At 39.5% G+C, this 26795-nt stretch carries 19 protein-coding genes, 1 tRNA gene and 2 pseudogenes; 10 read left to right on the top strand and 12 right to left on the bottom strand.

Translation table 11 applies throughout. From position 1 onward, the window contains the following. The first annotated feature begins 74 nt into the window (after window positions 1–74). Window positions 75–1112 (top strand): DUF2157 domain-containing protein, encoded by a 1038-nt coding sequence (locus BLR53_RS16440; RefSeq protein WP_074591290.1) that lies wholly within the window; start codon window positions 75–77, stop codon window positions 1110–1112. A 61-nt stretch (window positions 1113–1173) separates the two neighbouring features. Here BLR53_RS16440 and BLR53_RS16435 read toward each other — a convergent pair whose 3' ends face one another. Then, window positions 1174–1794, bottom strand: a complete 621-nt coding sequence (locus BLR53_RS16435; RefSeq protein WP_074591287.1) for a lysine transporter LysE — start codon at window positions 1792–1794, stop codon at window positions 1174–1176. A 90-nt stretch (window positions 1795–1884) separates the two neighbouring features. Next, window positions 1885–4689, bottom strand: coding sequence for an excinuclease ABC subunit UvrA (gene uvrA, locus BLR53_RS16430; protein WP_074591285.1), 2805 nt, complete (start codon window positions 4687–4689; stop codon window positions 1885–1887). A gap of 263 nt (window positions 4690–4952) precedes the next feature. On the opposite strand from uvrA, the gene BLR53_RS16425 reads away from it, so the two are divergent. The 5 genes and pseudogenes from BLR53_RS16425 to BLR53_RS20350 all read left to right on the top strand — a co-directional run. Further along, window positions 4953–5528 carry an RNA polymerase sigma factor gene (locus tag BLR53_RS16425; RefSeq protein ID WP_037437883.1) on the top strand — a complete coding sequence of 192 codons (576 nt, stop codon included), beginning with the start codon at window positions 4953–4955 and terminating at the stop codon, window positions 5526–5528. Between the two features lie 92 nt (window positions 5529–5620). Then, on the top strand, window positions 5621–5815 hold the full coding sequence (locus BLR53_RS16420; RefSeq protein WP_037437884.1) for a hypothetical protein: 195 nt from the start codon (window positions 5621–5623) through the stop codon (window positions 5813–5815). 60 nt (window positions 5816–5875) lie between these two features. Next, entirely contained in the window at window positions 5876–6547 is a 672-nt protein-coding gene (gene nth / locus BLR53_RS16415) for an endonuclease III (RefSeq protein ID WP_074591283.1), read from the top strand. A 122-nt stretch (window positions 6548–6669) separates the two neighbouring features. Then, window positions 6670–7683: a recombinase RecA gene (gene recA / locus BLR53_RS16410; protein ID WP_074591280.1), complete on the top strand. Its 1014-nt coding sequence runs from the start codon at window positions 6670–6672 to the stop codon at window positions 7681–7683. A gap of 371 nt (window positions 7684–8054) precedes the next feature. Then, window positions 8055–8215 (top strand): annotated as a pseudogene (locus BLR53_RS20350) (transposase); the annotation flags it as partial. Here the strand turns inward: BLR53_RS20350 and BLR53_RS16400 are convergent. Both BLR53_RS16400 and tsaD read right to left on the bottom strand, forming a co-directional pair. Then, complete coding sequence (locus BLR53_RS16400; protein WP_037437889.1) at window positions 8199–8381, bottom strand: hypothetical protein; 183 nt, start codon at window positions 8379–8381, stop codon at window positions 8199–8201. The pseudogene BLR53_RS20350 and the gene BLR53_RS16400 sit on opposite strands and share 17 nt — an antisense overlap. A 7-nt stretch (window positions 8382–8388) precedes the next feature. Next, entirely contained in the window at window positions 8389–9402 is a 1014-nt protein-coding gene (gene tsaD / locus BLR53_RS16395) for a tRNA (adenosine(37)-N6)-threonylcarbamoyltransferase complex transferase subunit TsaD (protein ID WP_074591278.1), read from the bottom strand. A gap of 86 nt (window positions 9403–9488) precedes the next feature. On the opposite strand from tsaD, the gene BLR53_RS16390 reads away from it, so the two are divergent. Continuing rightward, window positions 9489–13913 carry a translocation/assembly module TamB domain-containing protein gene (locus BLR53_RS16390; RefSeq protein WP_244889557.1) on the top strand — a complete coding sequence of 1475 codons (4425 nt, stop codon included), beginning with the start codon at window positions 9489–9491 and terminating at the stop codon, window positions 13911–13913. A gap of 3 nt (window positions 13914–13916) precedes the next feature. Here BLR53_RS16390 and BLR53_RS16385 read toward each other — a convergent pair whose 3' ends face one another. The 3 genes from BLR53_RS16385 to BLR53_RS16375 all read right to left on the bottom strand — a co-directional run bounded on the left by BLR53_RS16385 (window position 13917) and on the right by BLR53_RS16375 (window position 17113). After that, window positions 13917–15128, bottom strand: coding sequence for a bifunctional 3,4-dihydroxy-2-butanone-4-phosphate synthase/GTP cyclohydrolase II (locus tag BLR53_RS16385; RefSeq protein ID WP_037437892.1), 1212 nt, complete (start codon window positions 15126–15128; stop codon window positions 13917–13919). Between the two features lie 137 nt (window positions 15129–15265). Continuing rightward, on the bottom strand, window positions 15266–16702 hold the full coding sequence (locus tag BLR53_RS16380; protein ID WP_074591274.1) for an LptF/LptG family permease: 1437 nt from the start codon (window positions 16700–16702) through the stop codon (window positions 15266–15268). 30 nt (window positions 16703–16732) lie between these two features. Continuing rightward, window positions 16733–17113 (bottom strand): START-like domain-containing protein, encoded by a 381-nt coding sequence (locus tag BLR53_RS16375; protein ID WP_037437895.1) that lies wholly within the window; start codon window positions 17111–17113, stop codon window positions 16733–16735. 103 nt (window positions 17114–17216) lie between these two features. Between BLR53_RS16375 and BLR53_RS16370 the strand changes: the two genes are divergently transcribed. Together BLR53_RS16370 and BLR53_RS16365 are read left to right on the top strand one after the other, a co-directional pair. Further along, window positions 17217–17290: transfer RNA gene (locus tag BLR53_RS16370), tRNA-Met, on the top strand. A 735-nt stretch (window positions 17291–18025) separates the two neighbouring features. Then, the gene (locus BLR53_RS16365; protein WP_074591272.1) at window positions 18026–18289 is read left to right on the top strand and encodes a hypothetical protein; all 264 of its coding nucleotides are present in this window, start codon (window positions 18026–18028) and stop codon (window positions 18287–18289) included. Between the two features lie 322 nt (window positions 18290–18611). Here the strand turns inward: BLR53_RS16365 and BLR53_RS20345 are convergent. Then, window positions 18612–18770 (bottom strand): annotated as a pseudogene (locus tag BLR53_RS20345) (recombinase family protein); the annotation flags it as partial. A gap of 69 nt (window positions 18771–18839) precedes the next feature. Here BLR53_RS20345 and BLR53_RS16355 point away from each other — a divergent pair. Then, window positions 18840–19289, top strand: a complete 450-nt coding sequence (locus BLR53_RS16355; protein WP_074591267.1) for a VOC family protein — start codon at window positions 18840–18842, stop codon at window positions 19287–19289. 371 nt (window positions 19290–19660) lie between these two features. Here BLR53_RS16355 and BLR53_RS16350 read toward each other — a convergent pair whose 3' ends face one another. From BLR53_RS16350 to BLR53_RS16335, 4 genes are read right to left on the bottom strand one after another with little or no spacing between them, the layout of a single operon-like run. Then, the gene (locus BLR53_RS16350; RefSeq protein WP_074591265.1) at window positions 19661–20497 is read right to left on the bottom strand and encodes a glycerophosphodiester phosphodiesterase family protein; all 837 of its coding nucleotides are present in this window, start codon (window positions 20495–20497) and stop codon (window positions 19661–19663) included. A gap of 10 nt (window positions 20498–20507) precedes the next feature. Further along, entirely contained in the window at window positions 20508–21794 is a 1287-nt protein-coding gene (locus BLR53_RS16345) for a purple acid phosphatase family protein (protein WP_074591263.1), read from the bottom strand. 16 nt (window positions 21795–21810) lie between these two features. After that, entirely contained in the window at window positions 21811–23283 is a 1473-nt protein-coding gene (locus BLR53_RS16340; RefSeq protein WP_074591261.1) for a SusD/RagB family nutrient-binding outer membrane lipoprotein, read from the bottom strand. Window positions 23284–23294: 11 nt separating this feature from the next. Then, window positions 23295–26747, bottom strand: coding sequence for a SusC/RagA family TonB-linked outer membrane protein (locus BLR53_RS16335; RefSeq protein ID WP_074591258.1), 3453 nt, complete (start codon window positions 26745–26747; stop codon window positions 23295–23297). Window positions 26748–26795: the final 48 nt, after the last annotated feature.

The following is a 26795-nucleotide window of genomic DNA, read 5'->3' as shown; positions in this document are numbered from 1 at the left end:
CTGATCATTGTTTATCCGGTGAAACAACTAGCTTCGTTTTGGAAGCCGTCTTTTCGGCTTCCAGTTTTTTTAATATGAAAATCGATCAGGACAAAAGTGATTTTTTAGACGAGATGCTGGACATGTGGCAGCATGAAAATTTATTGTCCGAAGCTGATGCGCAAAAACTGAAAGGTAGCTATGAAGCCAAATCCTTTGACTGGAGACGGCTTGCCCAATACTCTTTCTGGATTGCTATGGCTTGCGGAGTCATCTCTCTCGGTGCCTTGCTAATCGACAACAAGGTTCTCGATTATCTTTATAAACTATATGATACGCCTGACAGTCTCATCTGTCTTATTTCCGCAGCTGCAGCAGCATACCTGTATTATATCAGCTTTAAAAGAAAAAAATCCAGGGCGATGGAAGTATTCAGTAATGATGCCCTGATCTTCACCGCTGTAATGTTAACAGCAAATGCAATCGCCTATCTTGGTAAAGCGCTGGGAAAAGGCGAGAGTCATTTTTCTCTGCTTATACTTTTTTCAGTACTGATTTACGGTTTTCTTGCATTTATATTTAAATCCCGATTAATCTGGGTCTTTACTATGATCTCTTTTGGCGCATGGTTTGGAACTGAAACTGGTTATCTTTCCCGTGACAACCTTTATTTTCTGGGAATGAATTTCCCGCTCAGATTCGTATGCTTCGGTCTTCTGCTTACATCAGCGGCTTTAATGCTGCGCAAGATTAAAGCATTCAGTTTCTTCTACGAAACTACCTATATCGGTGGTATGATTTACCTGTTCGTCTCTTTATGGCTGATCTCCGTCTTTGGGAATTTCGGTACGCTGGATCAATGGTATGGGATAAGACAGATAAGTTTGTTTTATTGGGCATTGATTTCTATGAGTGCCTGTGGTATCAGTATTTTCGCAGGTTTGAAATTCAGGGATGATATAGCTAGAGAATTCGGAATCACATTTCTTTTTATAAACCTGTATACCCGCTATTTTGAGTATTTCTGGGATACCTGGCACAAGGCTCTTTTTTTCAGTATCCTGGCAGCGTCATTCTGGTTTATAGGACGCAGGGCCGAGAAGATATGGAACCTGGAATTTCTCAAAAAATAAAAAGCAACATTTTTTAGAAGCGACTAAAAGCTATTTAGCGTTGGAGAACTTCCGCCAATTGTTATTTAATAAAATGAATGTAGATCAGTTTGAAGATATGATAGGCCGAAAGAGCGAAGAACAGACCGGCAATCGCTTTATTTACGACATAGGTTGTCAGTGTAAATTTTGTCTGTATATATTGAGCAAAACGGGCAAAGCCGTAAAGTGCTAATCCCGCGCCTATTCCCGACCCGACACTAAATACACTAAGCGACACATAACCGATATCAATCCACTCATGTGAGATCAGGTAGGTACCGACAAACAGCCAAAAAGGGATTTGCATAGGATTTAAAACCCCTAGTAGCATGCCATACCGGATGCTGTCTTTATTGGAATAGTCTGTTTTAGGCATCTCTTTCCTCGATCGCCAGGTGGTTATTCCCAATACTAGAAAAAGGGCAATCATCACGCCATCTATATAATTCCCGAACTCAATTTCACTCGATAACCATTGCACAAAACGCATGACACCAAATGTAAAAAGAACCTCAATAACGGAGAATGCAGCTATGAAATATAGTGCTTGCTTAATACCCCTGGTAATAGTAAGCTGAACAACCGTAAGGTTGATATTTCCGGGTGGTATGTATCCCAGAGAGTTCAGAATAACGCCCAGGAAAAAGGTTAGAAAAAGCATCCGCTAATATAAATAAAATTTAGTGAGCGGATGCTGAATAACTTTGAATGCTGTTTTTGAATAAAATTAGCTTAAAATAGCTGACATTTTTCAAGCCTTCAAATGATCTTTTAAATATTTACCTGTATAAGAACCCTTTACTTTCGCCAGATCTTCAGGTGTACCTTCAAAAACTATATTGCCGCCGGCATCTCCTCCCTCTGGACCGATATCTATAACCCAGTCTGCCGATTTGATCATGTCCATGTTGTGTTCAATAACCAGAATCGTATTCCCTTGTTCAATTAATGTATTCAAGGCAATTAACAGTTTTTTAATATCATGGAAATGCAGTCCGGTTGTTGGCTCATCAAAAATAAAAAGTGTTTTGCTAGCATGATTACCTTTGATCAGGAATGACGCCAGCTTGATCCTTTGCGCCTCACCACCAGACAGTGTATTAGAGGATTGTCCCAGGTGAACATAACCCAGGCCAACATCAACCAACGGCTGCAGCTTATTGAGAATCTTCGGCTCTTTAGCAAAAAAACCAACTGCTTGTTCTATAGTGAGATCTAGTATATCCGCTACATTTTTATCTTCATAAGTGATATCCAGTACCTGCTGTTTAAATCTTCTTCCATTACACGCTTCACAGGGTAAATAGATGTCTGCCATAAACTGCATCTCAATCTTCACTTCACCTTCTCCCTGACAAACGTCACAACGTCCACCCTCAACATTAAAAGAAAATGCTGCTGGTTTTAAGCCTGCTGCTTTCGATGCTGGTAAAGCTGCAAACAAAGCCCTGACATCATCCCAGGCTTTAACATAGGTTACAGGATTAGACCGGGACGATCTCCCAATGGGGTTCTGATCGACCATTTCAACCTGACTAACCTGTTCATAATCGCCAAAGATACCGTCGTATAAACCTGTTTGCTCACCTGCATAATTCCCTATTGCTTTTTGTAAAGCAGGGAACAAAATCTTTTTAATCAGACTTGTTTTTCCAGAGCCCGAAACGCCACTGACTACGGTAAAAACACCGAGAGGAAACTTCACCGCTATGTTTTTTAAGTTATTCTCTCTGGCTCCTTTAATCAGAATATGACTTGCCCACTTTCTCCTCATGGCCGGAATAGCGATCTTTTCCTTTCCTGATAAATAAGCCCCGGTAAGACTTTTTTTATCTTTAATAATCTGATCATAAGTACCGCTAAATACCAGATTACCACCATGTGTGCCTGCCTCAGGACCAATATCAATTATATGGTCTGCGGCACGCATCATTTCTTCTTCATGTTCCACAACGATTACCGTATTCCCAACATTACGCAGAGAAACGAGGACTTCGATTAATTTGTTGGTATCCCTTGGGTGCAACCCAATACTTGGTTCGTCCAATACATAAATTGAACCGACCAGACTGCTGCCTAGCGAAGTTGCTAAATTAATACGCTGTGACTCACCGCCCGAAAGCGTATTCGACAACCGGTTCAGGGTAAGATATCCCAAACCAACATTATTCAGATAAAGCACCCTGCTGGTAACTTCAGCCAATAATCTCTTAGAGATCTTGACATCTGAAGGACTCAGGTCCAGATTATCAAAAAATTCCTGAATACGGGACAGGGGCATTAAAACAACGTCAATAATTGACTTCCCTGCTATTTTTACATAGGATGCATCTTTTCTTAGTCTTGAGCCTTTACAATCCGGGCAGACTGTTTTACCTCTATATCGTGATAACATTACACGATACTGAATCTTAAAGGTCTGAGTTTCCAGATCTTTAAAGAATGCATCTAGGCCTTCGAAATATTTGTTTCCGGTCCAGAGTAATCGCTGCTCTTTCTCAGTAAGTTCGCTGTAAGAACGGTGTATAGGAAAATCAAATTTGGAAGCCGTAGCAATCAGTCTGTTCAGCCATTCCCGCATTTTCTCCCCACGCCATGGTGCTATGGCATTGTCATAAACACTTTTGCTCTTGTCTGGAATAACCAGATCTTCGTCAATACCAATGACATTTCCATAACCTTCACATCGTTTACACGCGCCATAGGGATTATTGAAACTAAAAAAGTTCGGTGTAGGCTCTTCAAAGCGCATGCCGTCGAGTTCAAAACGATCACAGAAATGACTGATCTTACCCTCATGTTCGACGTAGCAGTCTCCCTTACCTTCAAAAAATGCTGTTTGAATAGAATCTGCAAGCCGGCTAAGCGTCTCCTCGTCATTATGAAAGACAATTCTGTCGATTAATATTTTAACAGTCCCGGAATCTTTTAGCTCTTTGTCTTCGAAGCTTTCGTCTTCAAGTATAGTCTCAATTTTAAATATTTTATCATCCAGATAGATTCGCAAAAAACCTTTCTGAAGCAATACCGCAAGTTCTTCCTTAATTGACCTGTTGTTATGAGGATGAAGGGGACAGAAAATTGTAGATACATTTTCTTCTCCCAAACCACTGATAAAATCGACTACAGTGCTGACCGTATCTTTTTTGACTATTTCTCCGGATTCCGGTGAATAGGTTTTACCTATTCTCGAAAATAATAGTTTCAGATAGTCATAAATCTCTGTTGAGGTACCTACAGTTGATCTTGGATTTGACGTAATTACTTTCTGCTCAATGGCTATAGCGGGCGCGATACCTTTAATATAATCTACGTCCGGCTTGTTCATCCGGCCCATAAATTGTCTTGCATAAGAAGACAGGCTCTCTACGTAGCGCCTCTGCCCTTCTGCATATAAGGTATCGAATGCAAGTGATGATTTACCTGAACCCGACATCCCTGTAATCACAACCAATCTGTTCTTAGGGATGGCTACATCTATGTTTTTCAGATTATGGACCCTCGCCCCTTTAATGATGATATTCTGATGTGGATCTTTCTCCGTTTCCTTGCTCATTTACTTCCTTCTGGGATTTGCTAATATAAACCAAAAAACATTATGTTGGTTTTCAGGCTGACAGCAAAAATACAGCACTTTAGCTAATTAATTTTTTTTTAGTATTTTTATTGTTGAATTCTAACAAAAAAATGCTTCTTTTGGAGTTGTAACAGAAATTTGAAACTCACAATCAAAAACCACATAGGAGAATAGCTATAGAAAAAAACATCTACTCAGTATTTTTTTAGCAAAAAGCAAGGGAATTAAGTACGGATAATCCTATGAAGTTACAAACCTATAGTGACCAGAATCTGGTTAAATTATATCTGACGGGCGATGAATCAGTCCTGGAAGAGTTATTAAGAAGACATAAGTCAAAAATATATACCTCTATTTATCTATTGGTGAAAGACCAGTACCTTGCAGAAGACATCTTTCAGGATGCTTTTATTAAGGTGATTAATACACTGCGCTCTGGCAGGTATAATGAAGAAGGTAAATTTCTGCCATGGGTGATGCGTATCGCGCATAATCTGGTTATTGACTATTTCAGAAAAGAAAAGCGCGCACCTGTTATTACCAGTGCAGATGGTAGCGATGTACTAAATCTTCTTCAAATCCATGAAGAAAATGCAGAAGACAAATTACTACGTGAACAAACACACACTGATTTAAGAATGCTGATTCAGCTTTTGCCTGATGAACAGAAGGAAGTTCTGATTATGCGCCATTATGCAGACCTGAGTTTTAAAGAAATTGCAGACCTCACTGATGTAAGTATTAATACGGCACTTGGACGGATGCGTTATGCACTAAGTAATCTGCGCAAAATGATGAAAGTAAAAGAAGTAACTTGAACTTACCGAAAATTTCAAAATAATTAATCCAAAAATTTTAAAATAAATTTAAAGTTGTGGCGTTTTATTAGCATATTCAATAAACAATAAATATGCGTATGATGATAAGCTCTACTCCTGTTACCAACCAGTGCTTTAACCAGCCAGCTGAGAATTCCAATACTGAGTTTTTCAACGAGTCTGATACAGCATTTTACGAAAACATTAAGCCTCAGCTGGACCAGCTTAAAAAGGATCCGCAAGAGGAAACCATCTCAAGGATTCTGGCCTACTCGAAAAGTCTTTAATTTGGTTTAAAAGAACAAGCTGCCCTCTGAGGCAGCTTTTTTTGTTTTATCTTTGCCCTTATGCTAAAAAAAGAACGGTATCAGCGTTTCGTCGAACATTTTTCGGCAAAACAACCGGATGCAGAAACAGAATTGCATTATAATAATCCTTTTCAGCTTCTGATTGCAGTAATATTGTCTGCACAGTGTACAGATAAACGGATTAATCAAATCACCCCAGCACTTTTTCAACGTTTTCCAACTCCCCGATCGCTCGCAGAGGTCACACCAGACATTGTATTCGACTATATCAGAAGTGTCAGTTATCCAAATAATAAAGCTAAACATCTGGTGGGTATGGCCAGCATCCTGATGAATGAATTTAATAATGAAGTGCCATCTGATATAGATCAGCTGCAGAAAATGCCAGGTGTAGGTCGTAAGACTGCAAACGTCATTGCATCAGTTATTTACAACGCTCCGGCGATGGCTGTCGACACCCATGTATTTAGGGTATCGAACAGAATAGGATTAACGATAGGCAAAACACCATTGGCTGTTGAAAAGGACCTGGTCAAAAATCTTCCAAAAGAAACCATCCATATCGCTCACCATTGGTTGATTCTCCATGGGAGGTACGTATGTGTAGCAAGGTCACCTAAGTGCAAAATTTGTGAGATCACATCTTTCTGCAAATATTTTGAAAAACAAAATAAACAGACAAAAAGTCTCGGAGAACTTTCAAACAAATAGTAATATTTTTAGAAAAAACACATTAGATTGAAATATATTACTTATTTTTGCTAAAATAATTAGCAGATAAACTACCATCATAAATAATTAATACTTTATATTTACGAGTACAAAGAACAACGATGAATCCAAACGCAGATAAACTAAAAGCTCTTCAACTTACTTTAGATAAGTTAGAAAAATCTTACGGTAAAGGTGCCGTGATGAAACTAGGTGATACACCTACTGAATCTATTGAGTCAATTTCAACGGGCTCTATCAGTTTGGATATTGCTTTAGGCATTGGCGGTGTACCAAAAGGCCGTGTCATTGAAATATATGGCCCTGAGTCTTCAGGTAAAACAACTTTAGCGACTCATATTATTGCTGAAGCACAGAAAAAAGGCGGTGTTGCCGCATTTATAGATGCAGAGCATGCATTTGATAAGTTTTATGCCAAAAAATTAGGTGTTGATGTAGACAATCTATTGATTGCACAACCAGATAATGGAGAGCAGGCATTGGAGATTGCTGATAACCTGATCAGATCCGGAGCTATTGATGTTATTGTTATTGACTCTGTTGCTGCTTTGGTTCCAAAAGCGGAAATCGAAGGTGAAATGGGAGATTCCAAAATGGGACTTCAAGCGCGTTTAATGTCTCAGGCGCTGAGGAAATTAACCGGTACAATTGCCAAAACGGGTTGTTGCTGTATCTTTATTAACCAGCTGCGTGAGAAAATTGGTGTTATGTTTGGTAATCCTGAGACCACAACAGGTGGTAATGCCTTAAAATTTTATGCATCTGTACGTCTGGATATTCGCAGAACTTCCCAGATCAAAGATTCTGATGAAGTCTCAGGTAACCGTGTAAAAGTAAAGATCGTTAAAAATAAAGTTGCTCCACCTTTCCGTATTGCTGAATTCGATATCATGTTTGGACAAGGTATTTCAAAAGTTGGTGAGATTATCGATCTGGGTGTTGACTTTAACATTATTAAAAAAGCAGGATCATGGTTCTCTTACAGCGAAACCAAACTTGGACAGGGAAGAGATGCTGTAAAACAGTTGCTACTGGATAACCCTGAGTTATCTGACGAGATCGAAGCTAAGATCAGAGCAGAAGTTACAGGCGAGAAACTGGAAGAACTATTATAATCGAACAAATTCCGGAAACAAATAAAAAGGCGTTATGCATTGCATAACGCCTTTTTATTTGTTGAAAAAGTATGGAAATCTGCATTCACATCAGGGTATTATTAAAGGTTAAAACGGTGTTGATAGGGTGTTGAGTCGGTGTTGATTCGGTGTTGATATACCCAATTACCGACTGGACACCCTCTTAACACCGGCTCAATAGCCTTTTAGCGTAAAGTGAGCTAACCGGTATACTTATTTAAGGAATTAACAACATGATTAAGGTTAGGGTACAGAAAAGGACGCACTTCAGCAGCAGGACATTGAAAAATGTTCCTTACCAAAGTGGTAGAATTTGTCATGAGTTGCTCAACTTGAGCAAGGGATTAGACACCGGAAAAAAGCGGTGCTTTGATGTTGAACCGGTCTTCGCAAATATTAAGCAAAACCACGGGTTCCGCCGCTTCGCGCTCCGGGGGGTAAAGCAAAAGTTGAAATAGAATGGGGGTTATCAGATAAATCTGTAATATTATTTGCTATTGCGGACTCATGAATTTCAGATCCACATTAATGGCAACATAGGCTGCAATAATTATTGCAATCGCCAATACGACCAAACCAATATAATTTTTATTTTTATCCTGTCTGACCAACCAAATCAGAAACAAGACAAAAGGGATCAGCATCAGGCCGAAGAAGAAGAAGCTCATTGCATTCATAACACGCTTATTTTACAGGATTAAATTCCATTCTGGATGCAGGAGCCACATCCTGCCCGACAAATTCCTGTCGCATAAATTTATGGTGACCGGCAATAGCAATCATCGCCGCATTATCTGTACAATATTCAAAAGCAGGAATATACACATTCCAACCGAGATCAGTTGCTAGCTGCCCCAATGCATTCCTCAAACCCGAATTAGCCGAAACACCTCCGGCTATTGCTATTTCTTTAATTCCATACTGTTTAGCGGCCTTTTTCAGCTTGTTAAGCAATATCTGAACGATACTATGCTGTACGGAAGCACAGATATCATCAAGCTTTTCGACAATGAAATCTGGGTTCTGCTTCTCCTGGGCCCTTATAAAATACAAAATAGAGGTCTTGAAGCCGCTAAAGCTATAATTCAAATCTTTAATTTGAGGCACTGCAAATTTATAAGCCAAAGGATTCCCCTTAGCTGCATGTTTATCTATCAAAGGTCCTCCCGGATAGGGAAGGCCTAGAATCTTTGCGGTCTTATCAAACGCCTCACCCGCTGCATCATCAAGTGATTCTCCAATTATTTCCATATCAAAATAGTCTTTTACAAGAACAATTTGTGTATGTCCTCCGGACACTGTCAGACAAAGAAAAGGAAATTCAGGTTTTGGTTCATCTATAAAATGGGCGAGTATATGCGCATGCATATGGTTTACCGCAATCAGCGGAAGGTTCAGCGCCAGTGCAAAAGATTTCGCAAATGACACACCTACCAATAATGAGCCTAATAATCCTGGCCCCCTGGTAAATGCAATTGCATTAATATCCTTTTTACTAACTTTAGCATCTGCTAATGCCTGATGAATTACAGGAATAATATTTTGTTGGTGCACTCTGGACGCAAGCTCAGGAATTACACCGCCATAATTTTGATGAATAGTTTGGTTTGCAATAACATTGGCAGTAATTTTGCCGTTGTTACAAATAGCAACAGAAGTTTCATCACAAGAAGATTCGATAGCAAGTATTACTGACACGTTGATTATTATTAAGCTACAAAAATATCAAAAAACTATTAAAAATACTTCTTTGGATTATTGCATCAATTCTGCTGTTGCTGGCTGTGGTCCTATTTTCGCTGCAGTTCCGGCCAGTCCAAACTTTCGTTGCAAAAAAAGCAGCTGCATATCTATCTAAAGAGTTACAGACAACCATCTCTCTTAAAAGCATTTACGTTAAACCATTCACTTCATTGGTGCTTGAAGAATTAGTTGTACTAGACCTGCAGAAAGATACTCTACTGCATACCCAAAAGTTCATAGTAAACCTTAATCAACTATCTTTTGACAAAAGAATTATTGATATTAATACTGTACAGCTTAATGACGGGCTATTCTTCCTGAAATCTTACAAGGGAAAAGACAGCGGAACAAATCTCGATTTTATCATTAATTATTTTGATTCAGGTTCACCTACCGACACAACGAAAAAGAAAAAACCATACGATCTTACCTTCAATAGAGTTATTTTAAATAATCTTAGCTTGAAGTATAAGGATTACAATGTCGACTCCGTAGTTAATGGGGTAAATTTTGACGATGTCGAGCTCCGTAATATGAACGGTATTTTTGAGGAGTTAAATACCAAAGATCATTTATTTCAGGCTAACATAAAGAACTTGACGTTTAAAGAAAAAAGCGGCTTTTTCCTAAAAAACCTGACTGCTGAAACGACAGTAGATACCAATCGGATAGAATTGAAAAAACTACGCCTCATTACCAACAATAGTAATCTCTCTGATTATTATGAAATGAGATTTAGCAAATTTGCAGATTTTAACGACTATATCAGAAAAGTCAGGATGAAGGCCAGCTTCAAAAACAGTCATCTTGATGCTCGCGACGTAGCCTATTTCACTCCCGCCCTTGGTCAAATGAAACTGGCATTGGATATAAACGGACAAATTACTGGTCTCGTAAATAATCTAAAAGCAAAAAAACTAGCCGTGAAGGCAGGAAAGGCAACATATATTCAAGGAGATTTCAATATTAAAGGACTTCCTCTACTTAAGGAAACTTTCATGGAATTTAAGGTAGATATGGCCTCTTCCAACAAAAAAGATCTTGATGAGGTTGTAAAACAGGTTACTGGAAACAGGAAAAATGTAATTCCAGTAATCATGGAGAAATTTGGTGATATCTATTTCAAAGGAAACTTTACAGGATTTCAAAATGACTTTATAGCATTTGGTGAATTTAAGACAAAACTAGGGCGCGTTGTATCCGATGTAAATATGAAAATCAACAAAGATGGTGTTCCATCTTATACAGGAAACGTCAAAACATTTGATTTTGGCATCGGGTCCTTGCTGAATGAAGAAACATTAGGAAAAATATCTGCTTCAGTCTACATTAAAGGACGGGGAACAGAAATAGATGACCTAACTGAAAAGATCAACGGAGATATAAGCTATATCGATTTCAACGGCTATCGCTATTCCAATGTTAAAATTGACGGAACGTTTGATAAAAAATATTTCGATGGAACCTTAAATATCAGAGACAAAAATGTCTTTCTTGATTTTGACGGCGGAGTGAATCTTAATCCCAAACTACCTGAATTTAATTTTAAGGCTCAAATAAAAAAAGCGAAACTTAAAGCCCTCAATCTCATGCAGGACTCTTTGATGGTGGACGCAAATTTGAGCACCAATTTTAGTGGAACAAACCTCAATAATATTCAAGGTACATTATTGGTTCAGGCAATCGAACTAAACAATGTTAAGGGTATTTACCATATTGATTCACTACAATTACAGGCTCAAGGTATTGGCGCTGACAGGACTCTGAAGATTTCTTCAGATGTAGTGGACGCAAGTATCCGTGGGCAGTACGATTTGAATACACTTCCATCCTACTATAAGGCACTGGCTAAGACCTACATCCCCTCTCTTCAAGTTGATATAGTGAGGTCCGGCAAACAAGCTTTCCAGTTTAATCTGGATGTTAAACGTTTCGAACCTGTTGCGGAATTGCTGGTTCCAGGCCTATCAATTGAAGGACAAGCACAACTATTTGGAAATTTTGATTCAGAAAAAAATATCGCAACGCTAAATGGCTTCGTGAAAAAGCTAACCTATAAAGGTGTTGTTGCTAATAATATAATTATCGATGAAAATACGACAACAAATGCGTTGCAGACTATTATAACGTCAGACCGGGTAGACCTCAACGACAGCCTTTTTATCAAAAACGTGAATATCTCAAATATTTTGCGAAACGACAGTCTTTCTCTCAACGTAAAACTATCAAACGCAGAAGATGACAACCAACTGGATTTAAACGGCCTGGTGGAATTTGGCAAAGATACGACGGCAAAGATCAGCATTCTGCCTTCTCTGTTAAAGATTAATAACGAAGACTGGGCTATCCAGGAGAAGGTCCGTATTAATTTCCAACAAGGAAAAACAAGGATAAGTAATTTCGATCTAACCAATGGTAGACAAATGCTTACTATAGACGGAATTATTTCGGAAGATCAGCTTGATGAACTGATTGTTGGTTTCAAAGATTTCAGTCTAACGACAATCAATCCATTCCTTAAATCGCAAGGTATCAGCTTGGGTGGAAGACTAAATGGTGAGACTAAAATATATGGTATACTTAAAGCACCTCAGATCGGCGATAATATCAAAATAGACTCGCTCTTATTTAACCAAACCCTTATAGGCACATTAACAGATACTTCCTCTTATAATCAGTTCACCAATATGGCGAATATATACACGCGTATAAATACCAATGGGAAAGAAACGTTTAAGATTGATGGTGACTTAGATCTTAAAGAAAAGAAACTGGATCTGACAGTGAAAATGGACGACAGCGAGTTGGCCATTCTCACGCCGTTTGTTAGTGAGCTTGTCTCTAATCTGAAGGGACGCATATCGGCTGACATCGAAGTTAAAGGAGATTTTTCTGCGCCTGAAATTGGCGGAGATCTGAAGCTGGATCAAGCAGAACTGATGGTTAACTATCTTAAAACAACTTATATAATTTCGGATGAGGTTAAAGTGAGGAACAGTATTATCCAAATTAACAATCTAAATCTAAAAGACACAGGTGGCAATATTGCTACAGCTAACGGAACTGTAGATCTGAATAAAATCAGTACTCCTACACTCGACATTTCAATCAAAGCCAAAAATTTCATGGCTTTAAATACGACAGCGAAAGATAGTGAACTTTATTATGGACAAGCATTTGCGACCGGTACATTTGTATTCCGGGGTCCGACCAATAAAATGTTTATTGGTATTGATGCAAAGACCGAAAAAGGAACCGTTTTTAATCTCCCTCTTAACAGTTCTGAAACGGTTAGTAGTAAAGATTTTATAACTTTCATTAGCAAAGACACTACCGAAACCGGTAAAAATGCCGCTAGTTTTGATGGATTGACTATGAGTTTTAAGCTACAGGTCGACCCTAGCAGTACCGCAAACATATTCACGAATTTGGGGAACCTGAGTGGAAAAGGAAATGCGGATTTAAACCTGGAAATTAATAGTCTGGGCGATTTCGAAATGTCTGGTGACTATATTATTGAGTCTGGTAGCTTCGACTTCACTGCGCAAGAGATTATAAATAAAAAATTCAACATACGCCAGGGTGGGACGATTCGCTGGACTGGTAATCCAACCCAGGCTCAGATACAATTAAAAGCTATCTACGAACTCCGGGCAGGACTCAAGGACCTGTACCTTGCAGCTAACAGAAGTAAATCTGCAAATGAGGTAGACACGAGAGTTCCGGTGGAAGTGGAAATGGGGTTGAGCGGATTACTCTTAAAACCAGATATTAAGCTTGACATATTCTTCCCATCCAATCCTGTTGTAAAAGAAGAGTTACAAGCTTATTTTAATGATGCGAACAATCTGAATATGCAGGCATTCAGTTTAATTATCAGAAGAAGCTTCGCTCCGGGAAATGGAAATGAAGATTTAGGCAGACAGGTTACATCAGGGGTAACAAGTACTGCTACCGAACTCCTCTTCAATCAGTTTAACAATGTGCTCTCATCCTTAAACCTGGACTTCGTTGATATTAATATCCGCTCATTAAGTGAGGCTAGTGCTTCCTTCAAGTTTTTCAACGACCGTATTGTAGTGAATGCGGGTGTGGTAGACAGACGAAGTACTAATGACCTTTCTCCTATAGGTTTCAATAGTGCCAATGTCGGTGGTGAGGTGGAAATCCTTGCATTGATCCGCAAGGATGGAACCTTGATAGGTAAGCTGGCTAATAAGCCGCCTACCCAACAAAGTATATTTTCAAATGCAGGAATTACACAGAACGTTAATGTAACCTCACTCGGACTGATCTACAATCAGCAATTTGATAATTTCAGAGAATTCCTTCAGCGGTTATCCGGTAAAATCCGCAGGGAACAGAAGCGGAAAGAGCAAAACAATCAACAAGACAGAAAGATGAATCAATCCGTCAATAAAGAGGCCATCATTAATGAAGAAAAACGACTGCAACAACAAAAATAGTGGCTATCCTTTCATAATCGTATGCCCCATTTTATCACGCTTGGTTTTAAGATAAATCTCATTATGGGAATTGCTGGTAATTTCAATCGGAATATTTTCGACAACTTCTAAACCATAGCCGATAAGCCCGGCTCTTTTTGTAGGATTGTTAGACATCAGCTTCATTTTGCTCACACCTTGGGCTCGCAAAATTTGTGCACCCACACCATAATCTCTTTCATCACCTTTAAAGCCTAATTTGATATTAGCCTCAACAGTATCGAATCCAGCATCCTGCAGGTTATATGCAAGTAATTTATTTACAAGCCCTATTCCACGGCCTTCCTGATTCATGTATACAATAATGCCCTTGCCTTCCTTATCGATCATTTCCATTGCTTTATGCAATTGTGGTCCACAATCGCATCTGCAGGATCCGAAAATATCACCCGTTACACAAGAACTATGTACACGGACAAGGATAGGCTCCTCTGCCGACCACTCCCCTTTACTGAGTGCAAGATGAGTTGCGTTATTTTCAAGCTGGGTATAAGCAGTCATTTTAAAATCCCCCCATTCTGTAGGGAGACTGATACTCACCTCTTCCCTTATCAGACTTTCCTTGTTCAGGCGATAAGCGATGAGGTCTTTGATAGACACAATTTTGAGTTGATGTTGCGCTGCTATTTTAATCAAATCCGGGAGTCTGGCCATTTCACCATCTTCCTTCATGATCTCAACCAAAACTCCAGCGGGCTCCATTCCTGCAAGAACAGCTAAATCGACTGCAGCTTCTGTATGACCTGCACGACGGATTACGCCTCCGTCTTTTGCCCTTAATGGAAAAATATGTCCGGGTCTCCCAAGTTCTTCTGGTTTCGTTTCAGGATTTATCAATGCTTTGATCGTTTTTGAACGGTCAGAAGCAGAGATGCCGGTGGTACAACCATGGCCGATTAAATCTACAGAAACAGTGAAATTTGTCTCATATGCTGCTGTATTTTTACCAACCATCAGCTCAAGTTCCAACTCATCACAACGTTGCTCAGTGATTGCGGCGCAAATCAAACCCCGGCCGTAAGTAGCCATGAAATTAATAACTTCCGGAGTTGCATTTCCGGCAGCGGTTAGAAAATCGCCTTCATTTTCACGATCTTCATCATCCACAACGATAACTACTTTACCTTCTTTTATAGCGGCGATAGCTTCATCTATCGTATTTAATTTAATTTCCATTTTATACGTTATTCAGTCTGGGAGGTAACACCAAAAACCACCTTATTCAGCAACCAGATATACAAAGTTACAACCTTAAAGCAGATAATAAAGTCTGTAAAATCTCATCATTACCAGATTTGAACAAATCTATTTGATTATGATTCCTCCTTCTTTTTCTTACTGAATAAGTTTGTTATCAAAGCTTTGTAAGAAGAAATATCAAATAAGGCAGAATCCACTGTTGCTTTATAGGTTAGAAATACCCCGATCGGGGTGAGTACAATAATCGACATCCATATTCCCAGCATCGGGTTAATATTTCCCTGATTAGCAGATTTCTCGGCAACTGTAGAAATAATATGATAAGCCAGAAAGAAAACAATTGCCATAACTACCGGAAGACCAAGCCCCCCTTTTCTGATAATTGCGCCTAGTGGGGCCCCTATAAAAAACAGTAAAACACAAGATACGGCCAGCGTAAACTTCCGCTGATATTCAATTTTGATTCTTATCAAAGCCGTTCTGCGGTCTTTGTGATCCTGCACTTTCATTTCCAATGATTGTTTGGCTGAAGCAGCCTGGTTCAATGCTTCCTGAACAGCTGAGGCTCTTTTATCTATAGGAATAGCCTCAAGCACCCCCTTACTAAAGGTTATTGGCTTAATTTTGATCTTACTATATCCTTTGGTGTAACCATTCTGCTTGAGATAAGTTCCCATACTTATTTTAGCAAAACGATCTATACTATCCAATTCTTTAGTCAATGAATCTTGTTTATGCGTCAAGCCTTTTAGGTTAAGCATCTGATTATTGGAACGGAAACTATTTTCATCGGTCCTGTTCATTTTAAAACTAGACAGATCAAATTTCTGTTCGGTTTCCCCAAAACGCATTCTGGTCAGCTGCTGCCTCGGATTGTAATTTCCACCCTGCCCGCTTGCTTCTTCATACCGGATCCCATCTTTAAGCTTCAGGATCATAAACTGCTGGTCGCTGGTGGTATTCATAGTACCGCTTTTGGCCATGATAATCTTAGCGACACCATTATTCCCTGTATGATCATAAATCATAACCCCTTCCAGCGAACTACCATCTCCCACTTTTTTGTCTACCCGGATTGAATATTGAGGAATACTATTGTTGAAGACACCCTCTTTAATCATAAAACTTAGTTTTTTATTACGGACATCCCATAACAGAGAACCAAATTTCAAATTTGCTTTAGGCAGCATATATTCTGAAAAAAGGAAGGACGCAAAAGCAATACACATAATAAGTACAAGCAAAGGCCGCATAGCTTTCTGCAGGGAAACCCCTGCAGATTTGATAGCAACCAGTTCATAGTTCTCACCGAGTGTACCGAAAGTCATTATTGAAGATAGAAGAATGGCCAGTGGCAGGGCCATAGATACATTCGCAGCTGATGCGTAGAACATCAATTCCAAAATAGTATACCACTCAAACCCTTTCCCTATCAGATCATCGACATATTTAAATAGGAAAAGCATTAGCAAAATAAACATCACAATAAAAAAAGTGACGATAAAAGGCCTTATGAATGCTTTAAGAAGGAGTATGTGAATCTTTTTCAATACACAAAGGTAGGTAATGTACCTGAAAATCTATGCACCAATTACACTCAGCAAATAGGTTATCTGGTTATCCCATATCTGGGTTCTTTCTTTTAAGGTCTCATCAGTTGCAAAATCAGTAATGGCGAGCGCCACATCATTGGTTAGTTCGTCCTGAACGATTTCCATCTCAAAATAACAATGAGGCTCATCGTCGATCCATTTAAACTTAACCATCTTATTCTCTTTAAAGCTCAGCATTTTTGCTTTCTGCACCTCATCATCCCAGGTGAAAGTATATATCTGGTCTCTAAAAACCACATCATCAGCAAACCACTGAGAAAGGCCATTTGGTTCACTGATAAAACTAAACAAAATACGTGGAGACGATTTCAATTCATATTCCAGGGTAAACTTTTTCTTTTCTGACATCTTAAATCGCTTATATCTTGCTATTTGTAAACTATTTTAACTTTTTTTTCTAAAGAAAAGTATTTTATTCTATATTTGCAACTCTAAAAAATACCATCCCCTTGGCGGGGTAGCTCAGATGGTTAGAGCGCAGGATTCATAACCCTGAGGTCGGCAGTTCGATTCTGCTCCCCGCTACTTGAAAGCTCATCGAAAGATGGGCTTTTTTTATGTCTTAAATGGCTATTACGTGATTTTTCGGAAACATGTGCTTATTTCAAATATAGCATAATACCCATCAAAACCTATTTAATTCGGAGAGATTTGGCGCATCCTTTGGCGCACGCCAAAATCGTTTAGCATATCACTAATGATATTCTCGCCCAAATAGAATATCCAAGAATAGATTGTCCCCCTTAAATAGAAGGAATAGAATTTATTTTGGATATTGTCAGACTTCAATAAGCCAAACTATGTCAGATTTTAAAGTTAATGTAGACTTCGATAGATTAAACGAATATTTCCTTAATTATACTGTTGAGCAGGTGGCCCTCTTAAAGAGTCAGGGAGGAGTACTCCACATTTGTAAGCGGTGCATTAAGAATGCCAGATATGCCTTCATTCATCTATGATAAGTTTATCCTGGATTCACTCAGTTTAGAATATATCATGTCATACATGAATGCTTTCCGCAAACGTCATTGCTCCGTGATAGCTTCCTTCGCCTTCACAATCTCCTTCGTTACTCTCAGTCACTTTAAATACCTCAGCCATCATTTAGTATATGCTCACCTACACGTCGGCTAAAACTGCGACTTCGTCTTGTGTAAAGACATACTAAGCAGCCACCCTTCGGATTACCTCTGCTTAGATTTTAACCTCAATTCGCGAAGGTTAGGTGAGCTAGATTAAATGATTTCTTCCCTTTGAAGTATGTTCTATAGAAGAAAGGTCTTACTGTACTTATTACAGGTGTTCGATGGAGAGTATAAATTTAGGTATGTTTTTGAGATTGAAAAAGGTAAGGTAAGCAAGTTGATGATCGAAGATTGGGAAATACGCCAGTTATATTGGAATACTTTAGCGTCCAATGAAGGCGATGAGAATAAGGCAATAGCAGCAGTGAAACTCAAGTACTTCGATAAATTTACGACAGAGAATAATTTACACTTACAATTGGCTTGGCTTACTCAATGACGCTAATTTCATAATAATAATAATCAAGACTTGGATCTACCCCCTAATGAAAAAGACATTTAAACTACTTGGTATTGTGTTAATGATTGGAGGATGGCTTTGCCTAGGAATAGGGTTTACGACAAAGATGGCTCATCCAATTAACACAATAATCTTTGTTGGCGGATTAATTATGTTATTTGTTGGCGTTATTATATTAGGTACTATTAGAATAGGCCTATTAGAAGAGTTTAAAATTCTATTGTTAAACAGGAGAAACAGAGTGCTGGGAGTTGTTAACATTTCACATGGAGGATTATCGGGGACTGTGGCTGATCCAATAGAGCGCTCTTCTATCATTCTCAACCTCTGGAGCTGCGAGATAGAAAGCCAACATCATTTTATTTTCAGGAATAGAGATATCAAGAGGCTGCTCAATGGGCTGAGGCTCTATACCGAGATCAGCCAATAATTTTTGCCATGCGGGCCGCACAAAGCTTTTCAAAAAAATCTTACCTTTAATACCGTTACGCATAATACCGTTACGTACAATCAAGTCAAAATTTACATCATGAACATAAAGTATGCGCATACCAACATTATAACAAAGGATTGGAAGGAACTTGCACGTTTCTATGAAATCGTGTTTAATTGCATAGCGATTCCACCTATACGAAACTATCAAGGGGAGTGGCTTGAAAAAGGCACCGGCGTCTTTAATGCGAATTTACAAGGGGTACAATTACGGCTACCTGGCTATGGGGATAATGGACCCACATTAGAAATCTATCAGTATTCAGAAATGATTAATGCTGAAAGACACCTAGCCAATCAAAAAGGATTTGGACATATCGCATTTAAGGTAGAGGATATTGCGGGGGTTTTAGCAATAGCATTAAAGAATGGAGCATCGAAAATTGGAGAGCTAAGCGAACATCATTTTGATAATATCGGTGTATTTAGGTTTATTTACATCTCAGACCCGGACGGGAATATAATAGAACTCCTAAACTGGAGTTGATATTAATTTCGTAGTAGATATATATGTTAAGTACAATAAATAAATTTGAAAAATTGTCTATCAGAAAAGTGGTATACTTACCAATTTTTGATCTATTTACAATTTATGGTAGTTACCTGATCAAACACCGATTACTTACCGCCAATAAACCAAGAATTATATCTAATTCAAAATGAGTAAATTTATAACTGAAAGATCACACCATACATACAAAGCAACCAATACTGCCTTTAATATAGAGTAATACTCATTATCACCCAAAATTCGTATAAATAAAAAGGCTGTACCATATTGTTGTGAACCGATTTTTTGTCAAAATTTGGGTTCACTTCATTTCTGGTACAGCCTCTTCATTAACTAAATTCCGAGTATTAATGGATCGGCACTTTTACACGTCTACGCAGATTATTCTGTTTTAAATATTTGATTAAGGCTTCGGGGTGGTCAGTCTGGACGCCCTGAACTCCTTTATTTATAGCAGTGTTCCAGCTTACCAGATCTTCTTCAGATGCCTGCACATCCAAAAATACGGATAGCCCGTTATCTCTCATAGCAAAAAGAAGAGACTGATACGGAAGATTGTCAGTAGCTGCTAAAGGCATTTCGGCAAGATAGGAAGCAAGCTCTCCTTCTGTGCGTATATACTTTGGCAATCCAGACATCAACGGCATTTTTGGAGCTGCTCTCCGCCAGGATTTATACTGTTCTGCCGTATTGATATAAACAAGTACCTGAGCCTCCATTCCCGCAGCTCTGATTTCCCGGTATGCCTGCACTGCATCAGCATCCTTAAAATCCAGGTAAACATTAACACGGTTTTTACAAATGCGCAAAGCATCCTCAAAAAGCGGTAACTTATGAATATGGCCGTCATTAGCAATCAAGGTTAGTCTCTTCACTTCATCCAGGTTCAAATCCTGAATCCGCCCCTTACCACTTGTCGTCCGATCTACCGTCTCATTATGAATTAAAACAAGGTGGCCATCACGAGTTGTACGAAGATCCATTTCAACATAATCCACCCCGAGTTCAATAGCTTCCTGAATTGCCGCTATACTATTTTCGGGTTTTACAAGATGGCTTCCTCTGTGGGCTATCACGATAAAGTCGTTCTTACTTTTGGGAAGTGGCATAGTTTTGTGCTGCCCGGATGTTGCAAATACAGAACAACAGCATATTAACGTAAGCAGGTTTACCTTATACTTCATTAGTCTATTATTATTGCTTTGCAGCAGGGTTCATATCAGTAAATTCCGCTGCAGTTTCCCTGCTCGATTTTTTTAGGGAAAAGGCATCAAATAAGTCTCCCGAAGTTTTATAAGCTTCAAACTTCAGATTTTTGCCGTCAATATGAATAACCTGAAAAAGCTGAGTGTTTTCCAAGGAAACATTCATCCATTTAGCACCATCTACTTTATACATTTTAGGACCGGCGACTGAAACCAGATATACCGGTCCGCTGGCTTCTCTGCCAGATAGTCCGCGGGGCAGGTTTTGGCCTCTGCTGTAGGTATGGTCATGCCCTTGCAAAACCAGATCTATATGATATTTATCAAATAATGGTTTAAACCGCTCTCTGAATTCTTTGTTGTCCCTACTTTTGGCAGTGGAAAAGATAGGGTGGTGAAAAGTTATAACTGTCCACAGTTTTGTGTTTTCCTTCAAAACCTTTTCGAGCCACTCATACTGAACCTTTGCAGAAGCCTCGTCAAGGATTATCATTTGAGAATCCAATGAGATCACACGTAGATTCTGATAGTCTATATAATACACAGATTCCTCTAAACCTGCCGGTCCGTTTCCAGGCAACGTATATTGTACGCCCCAGTGAGGATCCAGAATCAATTTCCTTTTGTCATCACGCACATATTCGTGATTCCCTGGAGAGGGCATACTTGGAACCATTCCATTGATAAATCCACCACCATAATGCCATTCACCCCATTCCTTATCATTATTAGATCGGTTGATCAGATCACCTGTATGGATTATAAACCGCGCATTTGGCTCGTGGGAGAATGCTCTTCGGATTACGCGTGACCATTTTGAGCGGATATCATTCTGTGCATCACCTAGATAAATAAAAGAAAAGGGTTTGTCCCGGTCTGACGCTGTTGTAAATTGAAACCATTCACTCCAATAATCACCGGTACCCACGCGGTAAGCGTACACCGTTCCAGGCTTAAGATTGTCAAAAGTAACATGGTGATACTTGGCAACAGCATAGTTTTCGCCACCAGATAATAAACGTGAACTAGCATCATAAGTAGTAATAGCATCCTCCAAAGCCGGACTGGAATCTTCAGCTTTAATCTGTGCTTTGGAACCCAGAATTGTAGTATCGGTGCGCCAGGTTACCGTCTGACTAAGGGAAGTACTGCCTTTCCAGGTTAAAATAACACGGTCCGGAAAAGGTTTTGGATCGAAGTCCTGCGCCTGTATGTTAGTAAAAGCTGCAACGATAATTAGCGCAGTACTATATATATATTTATTTAAAATATTCATCTTATAAGGTTTAAAATTATTTCAGGTACCACATTAAAGTAGATTCGTTATCAGGGCCAAAGACAGATACCGCTTTCTGATAACTTACTTTATTCTTCGCGCTTTCAGAATCTGGAAAAACATAACGTTTTGGAATCCCTCTGCCAGCAGCCAGAGGACCCGTCACAAAAGCAGGATAACCAGTCCGCCGTTGGTCAAACCAGCCTTCTGAACCTTTAAATAACATGGCAATCCATTTTTGTGTGATCAGTTGTTCAAGTGTGCCGTCATATTTAACAATGGACTGATCAAAGTAATTTGAAGAAACGACTACTCCGTAATTGTTCATAGACTCCTTGATTCCTTTGTAATACATCGACTCTGCAGTCTCTCCCGGAACAGTGATTTTACCTTTTTGAATCGATTCTGCCAGAATAAAGCATTGTTCAGTATAAGTCATCAGACTTGCTTTCAATAAAGGATTTGCAGACCCACCATTCTTTCTGAAAAACGCTGACGAAAAAACAGACACATGATCCTCTCCTCCATTATATGCTGCAGGGGCATCAATTGCATTGGGCACACCTACGAATTTATTAGGGTCTACCGTCGAACCCGCGGTACTTTTAACCGGTTCAACCCAAACCCCGAGCCTGGGGTCGTTTCTTTGAATGAGTTTGTCTACCAGTTCCTTACTCACTTTTGTTTTTTGATAATCAAAATCAATCATAGCAAGGGGGCCTCCAGGCCAGCTATACGCAGCCAAATTTCCCAAGTATGGAATTTCTGCGTTATCGGCACTACCTTCAAACACAGGAAATGCGGCCTTATCATTAATAATCGCCTGCATTTCTGCGAACGCCGGAGCATACGCTTTAGAAATACGTAACAGCATTCTTAAGCGCAATGAGTTTGCAAACTTACGCCACTGCAATGCCCTGCCGCTAAACATCACATCACCCTTGGCATTAATTTCTTCCGGGTTTGCTTTTAGAAGATCATTAGCCTCCCGCAGCTCTCTCAATAAATCAGGATAGATAACCTGCTGCTGATCATATTCAGGGTAAATGACATTACTTTCTTTCGACTTTAGTGCCTGCGTATAAGGGATATCTCCATACAGATCGGTCAGGTAGGCAAAATTAAATGCTTTCATGATTTTACTGATTGCGATATACTGACTTTCCGAACGCTTTTGAGCAGTCTCCAATAGTGTATTATTTACAGACAACCGGGCATAAATATCGTCCCAATCCACCGGCCCCCAGTCTAATAAGTCATAACCAGTATTACGTACCAGTGTAAGATATCTTGCAGCGGACGCAGGTCTTCTGTTCACGGAATTCTCCTGATAAGCATATGCAGTAGATAAAACTACCTCAGACATCAGGAACTCGGTATTAGTATTTTCCGGAGAGTTTGGATTCGTATTAATGGTATCAAAATCTTTGGTACAGGCACCCAGTACCGCTATAAATAATACCAGGATCGTTTTATATCTTAATTTCATTTTTATACTGATTAAAAGTTACAACTCAATTTAAAGCCAAAAGAACGTGTACCGGGTAATGTCCAGTGTCCTACCCCCTGCTTAAACCCTTCAGTGACACTCATGGTCGTTTCAGGATCGTAGCCCAGTCCATTGGCAGTCCAGGTGTATAGGTTTCTGCCGATCAACGAAACCGAGAGATTGCTTATCGGAAGCTTTCCTAACACGTTTTTGCCGAACACATAGGTTATAGATGCTTCCCTCAGCTTGAGAAAAGAAGCAGAATAAGTTAGACGCTCGTAATATTTGTTGTAAGTGTTATTGTAAAAATCTGAGGCTGCAATAACTAACTTATTTTCACTGTATGTCCCGTCTGCATTTGCAATATAGCCGGGAATGATCATCCCGTCATTCCTTTGCTTCCCTTGCGAATCTACCCAGGGCAGACCCCCGGTTTCTGCGTCTCTGCCCACAAGTGTATTATCTGTCAGGCCCGCATTGATTAAACTTTTAACCACGTATGAATAGAAGTTTCCACCTTTGCGCCAATCCAAAAGGAAGTTGAGTGTCAGATTTTTATAGCTGAAGGTATTATTGAGACCTATGGTAAAATCAGGATTATAATTTCCAACTTTTATATACTCCGAATTATTGCGGATATAATGTCCGGTTTTATCCAGTAAAGCTGCTCCGGCATACTGCCCGCTTGGTACCTTTGTGTAACTCGGTGTATAGAAATCTCCTATTTTGGTTCCCTCTTTAATTAAGTAGCGAATGTTATCCCCGTCTGCACTACCCATAGAATACTCGGGCAAACCCTCCAGTAAGGAGATCACTTTATTTTCATTTCTTGTGAAGTTTGCGTTCACTTCCCATTTGAATGTACCCTGAACCGGAACAGCATTCAACCCGATTTCCCAGCCACTGTTCTGAATATTCCCGGCATTGATTAAACGATTGGATGCTCCGGAAGCGATCGTAGTTGGAATATTGATAATCTGGTTTCTTTTATTGGTCTTATACCAGGTCACATCCAGACCTAACCTGTTTTTAAAAAAGCGAAGATCTCCACCAAACTCATAGGAAGTTGCTATTTCCGGCTTCAGGAAATTGTTTTTCAAATTAAACTCTATAGTAGCTCTTTTCACATCACCCCAATCCTGGTTGAAAGGAATAGTATTATATAGCTGATAAGGATCCGTATCACTTCCTACCTGTGCCCAGTTAGCCCTGATTTTAACAAATGACAACAAGTCGGACTTCATCTTCAGCAAATCAGTTAAAACAGTGCTTAATGACACCGAAGGGTAGAAGTAAGAATTATTTTGCTCGGGTAATGTACTTGACCAGTCATTTCTGCCAGTCACATCAAGAAATACCATATCCTTGAATGATGCCTGACCCATTCCATATAAACTATTAATTCGTTTACGGGAATTATACTGCGCATTCGTTATAGTTCCTGCCCGCGCATTGTTGATATTATAAATTCCGGGGATACTCAAGCTTTCAGTGCGCTGTGCAGTACTTCTGCTAGTCTGATCCATTTGGTTACCTCCTACCGACAAGCCAAAAGACCAGTCCTGATTCAGGGTCTTTTTATAATTAATCAGGAAATCAGAATTCTGCTCCTTGAAGTAAGAGTTATCTACACCGTAACCTCCAAATTTAAATCGTTTAGAGCTAAAAGGACGCTTGGTTTCGTGCTCTTCATTATACATATCAAGACCGGTACGCACCATCACACTAAGCTCTTTGGTCACATCAATTACGGCCTGTATATTCCCGGTCAAACGGTTTCTGTCATAACCATTCGTATGTTCATAAGCTACGAAGTTAGGGTTATCGGAATCATCCGGAGAAAACTGTTCAATATTCTCCCTGCCGGGTTTCCAGTAATTTTTCAAATCTTTAATACTCATATTGGAAGGCATAGAATAAACCATTTGAGTAACACTTTCCCTGTAAGCAGATGGACGGTTATCACTTTTATTATTTACATACCCGATATTAGTACTGATTTTTACCCGCGGATGCAATACGTACGTTGCAGCAAGATTCAGAGTATTCCTGCTCAGATCTGTGTTCGGCACAATACCTTTATTGACCATGTTAGTATAGGAAAGCCTATAATTACCATCGGCGTTTTTACCACTGATGGCAATATTATTCGTGTAGGTAGAACCTGTTTTATAAAAATCTCTTGCATTATCAGGGTGGGATACCCAGTCTGTGGGCACAGGCTTTCCACTCGCATCAAGTGGGCTATTCCACTGCAGGTGTTTAGTTCCCGCATCGAGGCGCGGGCCCCAGGCAGAGGAAGTGTTAGAAGCAGGATCGTCAGTAAAATCTCCCGCCCCGAACTGGTTCTGAAAATGAGGGAACATCCAGGCCTGATCGTACATGGCATTTGAATTGAAGCTTATCCCGAGACCTTTTTTATTTGCCGAGCCGCTCTTTGTAGTAATCAGTACAACACCACTTCCCGCTCTACTGCCATATAAAGCCGCGGCACTGGCACCTTTCAGTATGGTAATGCTTTCAATATCATCAGGACTGATATCGGCGACGGGGCTTCCGTAGTCAATAGAAGAACGGCCCACCTCTGAAGTCGGCCGCAGCGAATGTGCCACCGGAACGCCATCCACCACAAAAAGCGGTTGGTTATCCGTCGCAATTGAAGATTGCCCGCGAATGGTAATCAGTGCAGTCGAACCTGGATCAGATCCTGCGCTTACCACATTTACACCAGCAACCTTTCCGGCCAGTGAATTTACTACGTTTACTTCTTTTACGGTATTCACGTCACTACCTTTTATAGTGGCTATAGAATAACCGAGTGCTTTTTCGGCACGCTTAATCCCGAGTGCGGTAACAACTACTTCAGATAAAGCAGTCTCATCCGGAACCAAACTTATATTAATCTTCGTTTCTCCGTTCAGAGCCTGTTCTTTAGTTTGATACCCCATCATTCTAAATAGAATTGTAGCTGATGCATCCCTTACATTCAGACTATATTCGCCATTTAAACTGGTAGTGGTAGTGTTACCGCGGTCTTTTTCAATGACGCTCACGCCTGGTATGGGCAAGCCTTTTTCGTCCGTTACCTTCCCTTTAATCCGCACAACATTTTTAATAATAATCTGATTATTTCGGACTATATAAGTTAATTGAGCGGGGGCAAGTACGCGGCTAAGCAAACTGCTGACCATTTCATTCTCTGCTTTCACAGATTCTATTCTTTGGTTTAATGCGGCGTCCTTATTCGTATAAACAAAAGATAGATTGGTTTTCTTTTCAATGCTTTTCAGCAGTTCATTTAAGGTTCCATTTTTAAAATTGAAACTGATTCTACTGTTAACATCCTGCGCCTTTAAAGGTGATGCCTGTCCCGTAAAGAACATAACAGAGAGCAGAAAATAAATGATACTAACAAAACGCATTGCTTTAAAAATTAATTGATTAGTCACTGCGGACTTTTTCATAACTTTGTGTGTTTTAATCGTGATGGGTTAAAATAAAATTGAAAATCA

Origin of the sequence: Pedobacter antarcticus (assembly GCF_900103515.1) — a bacterium.
GTDB lineage: Bacteria > Bacteroidota > Bacteroidia > Sphingobacteriales > Sphingobacteriaceae > Pedobacter > Pedobacter antarcticus.
This window is presented reverse-complemented; position numbering and strand designations above follow the sequence as displayed.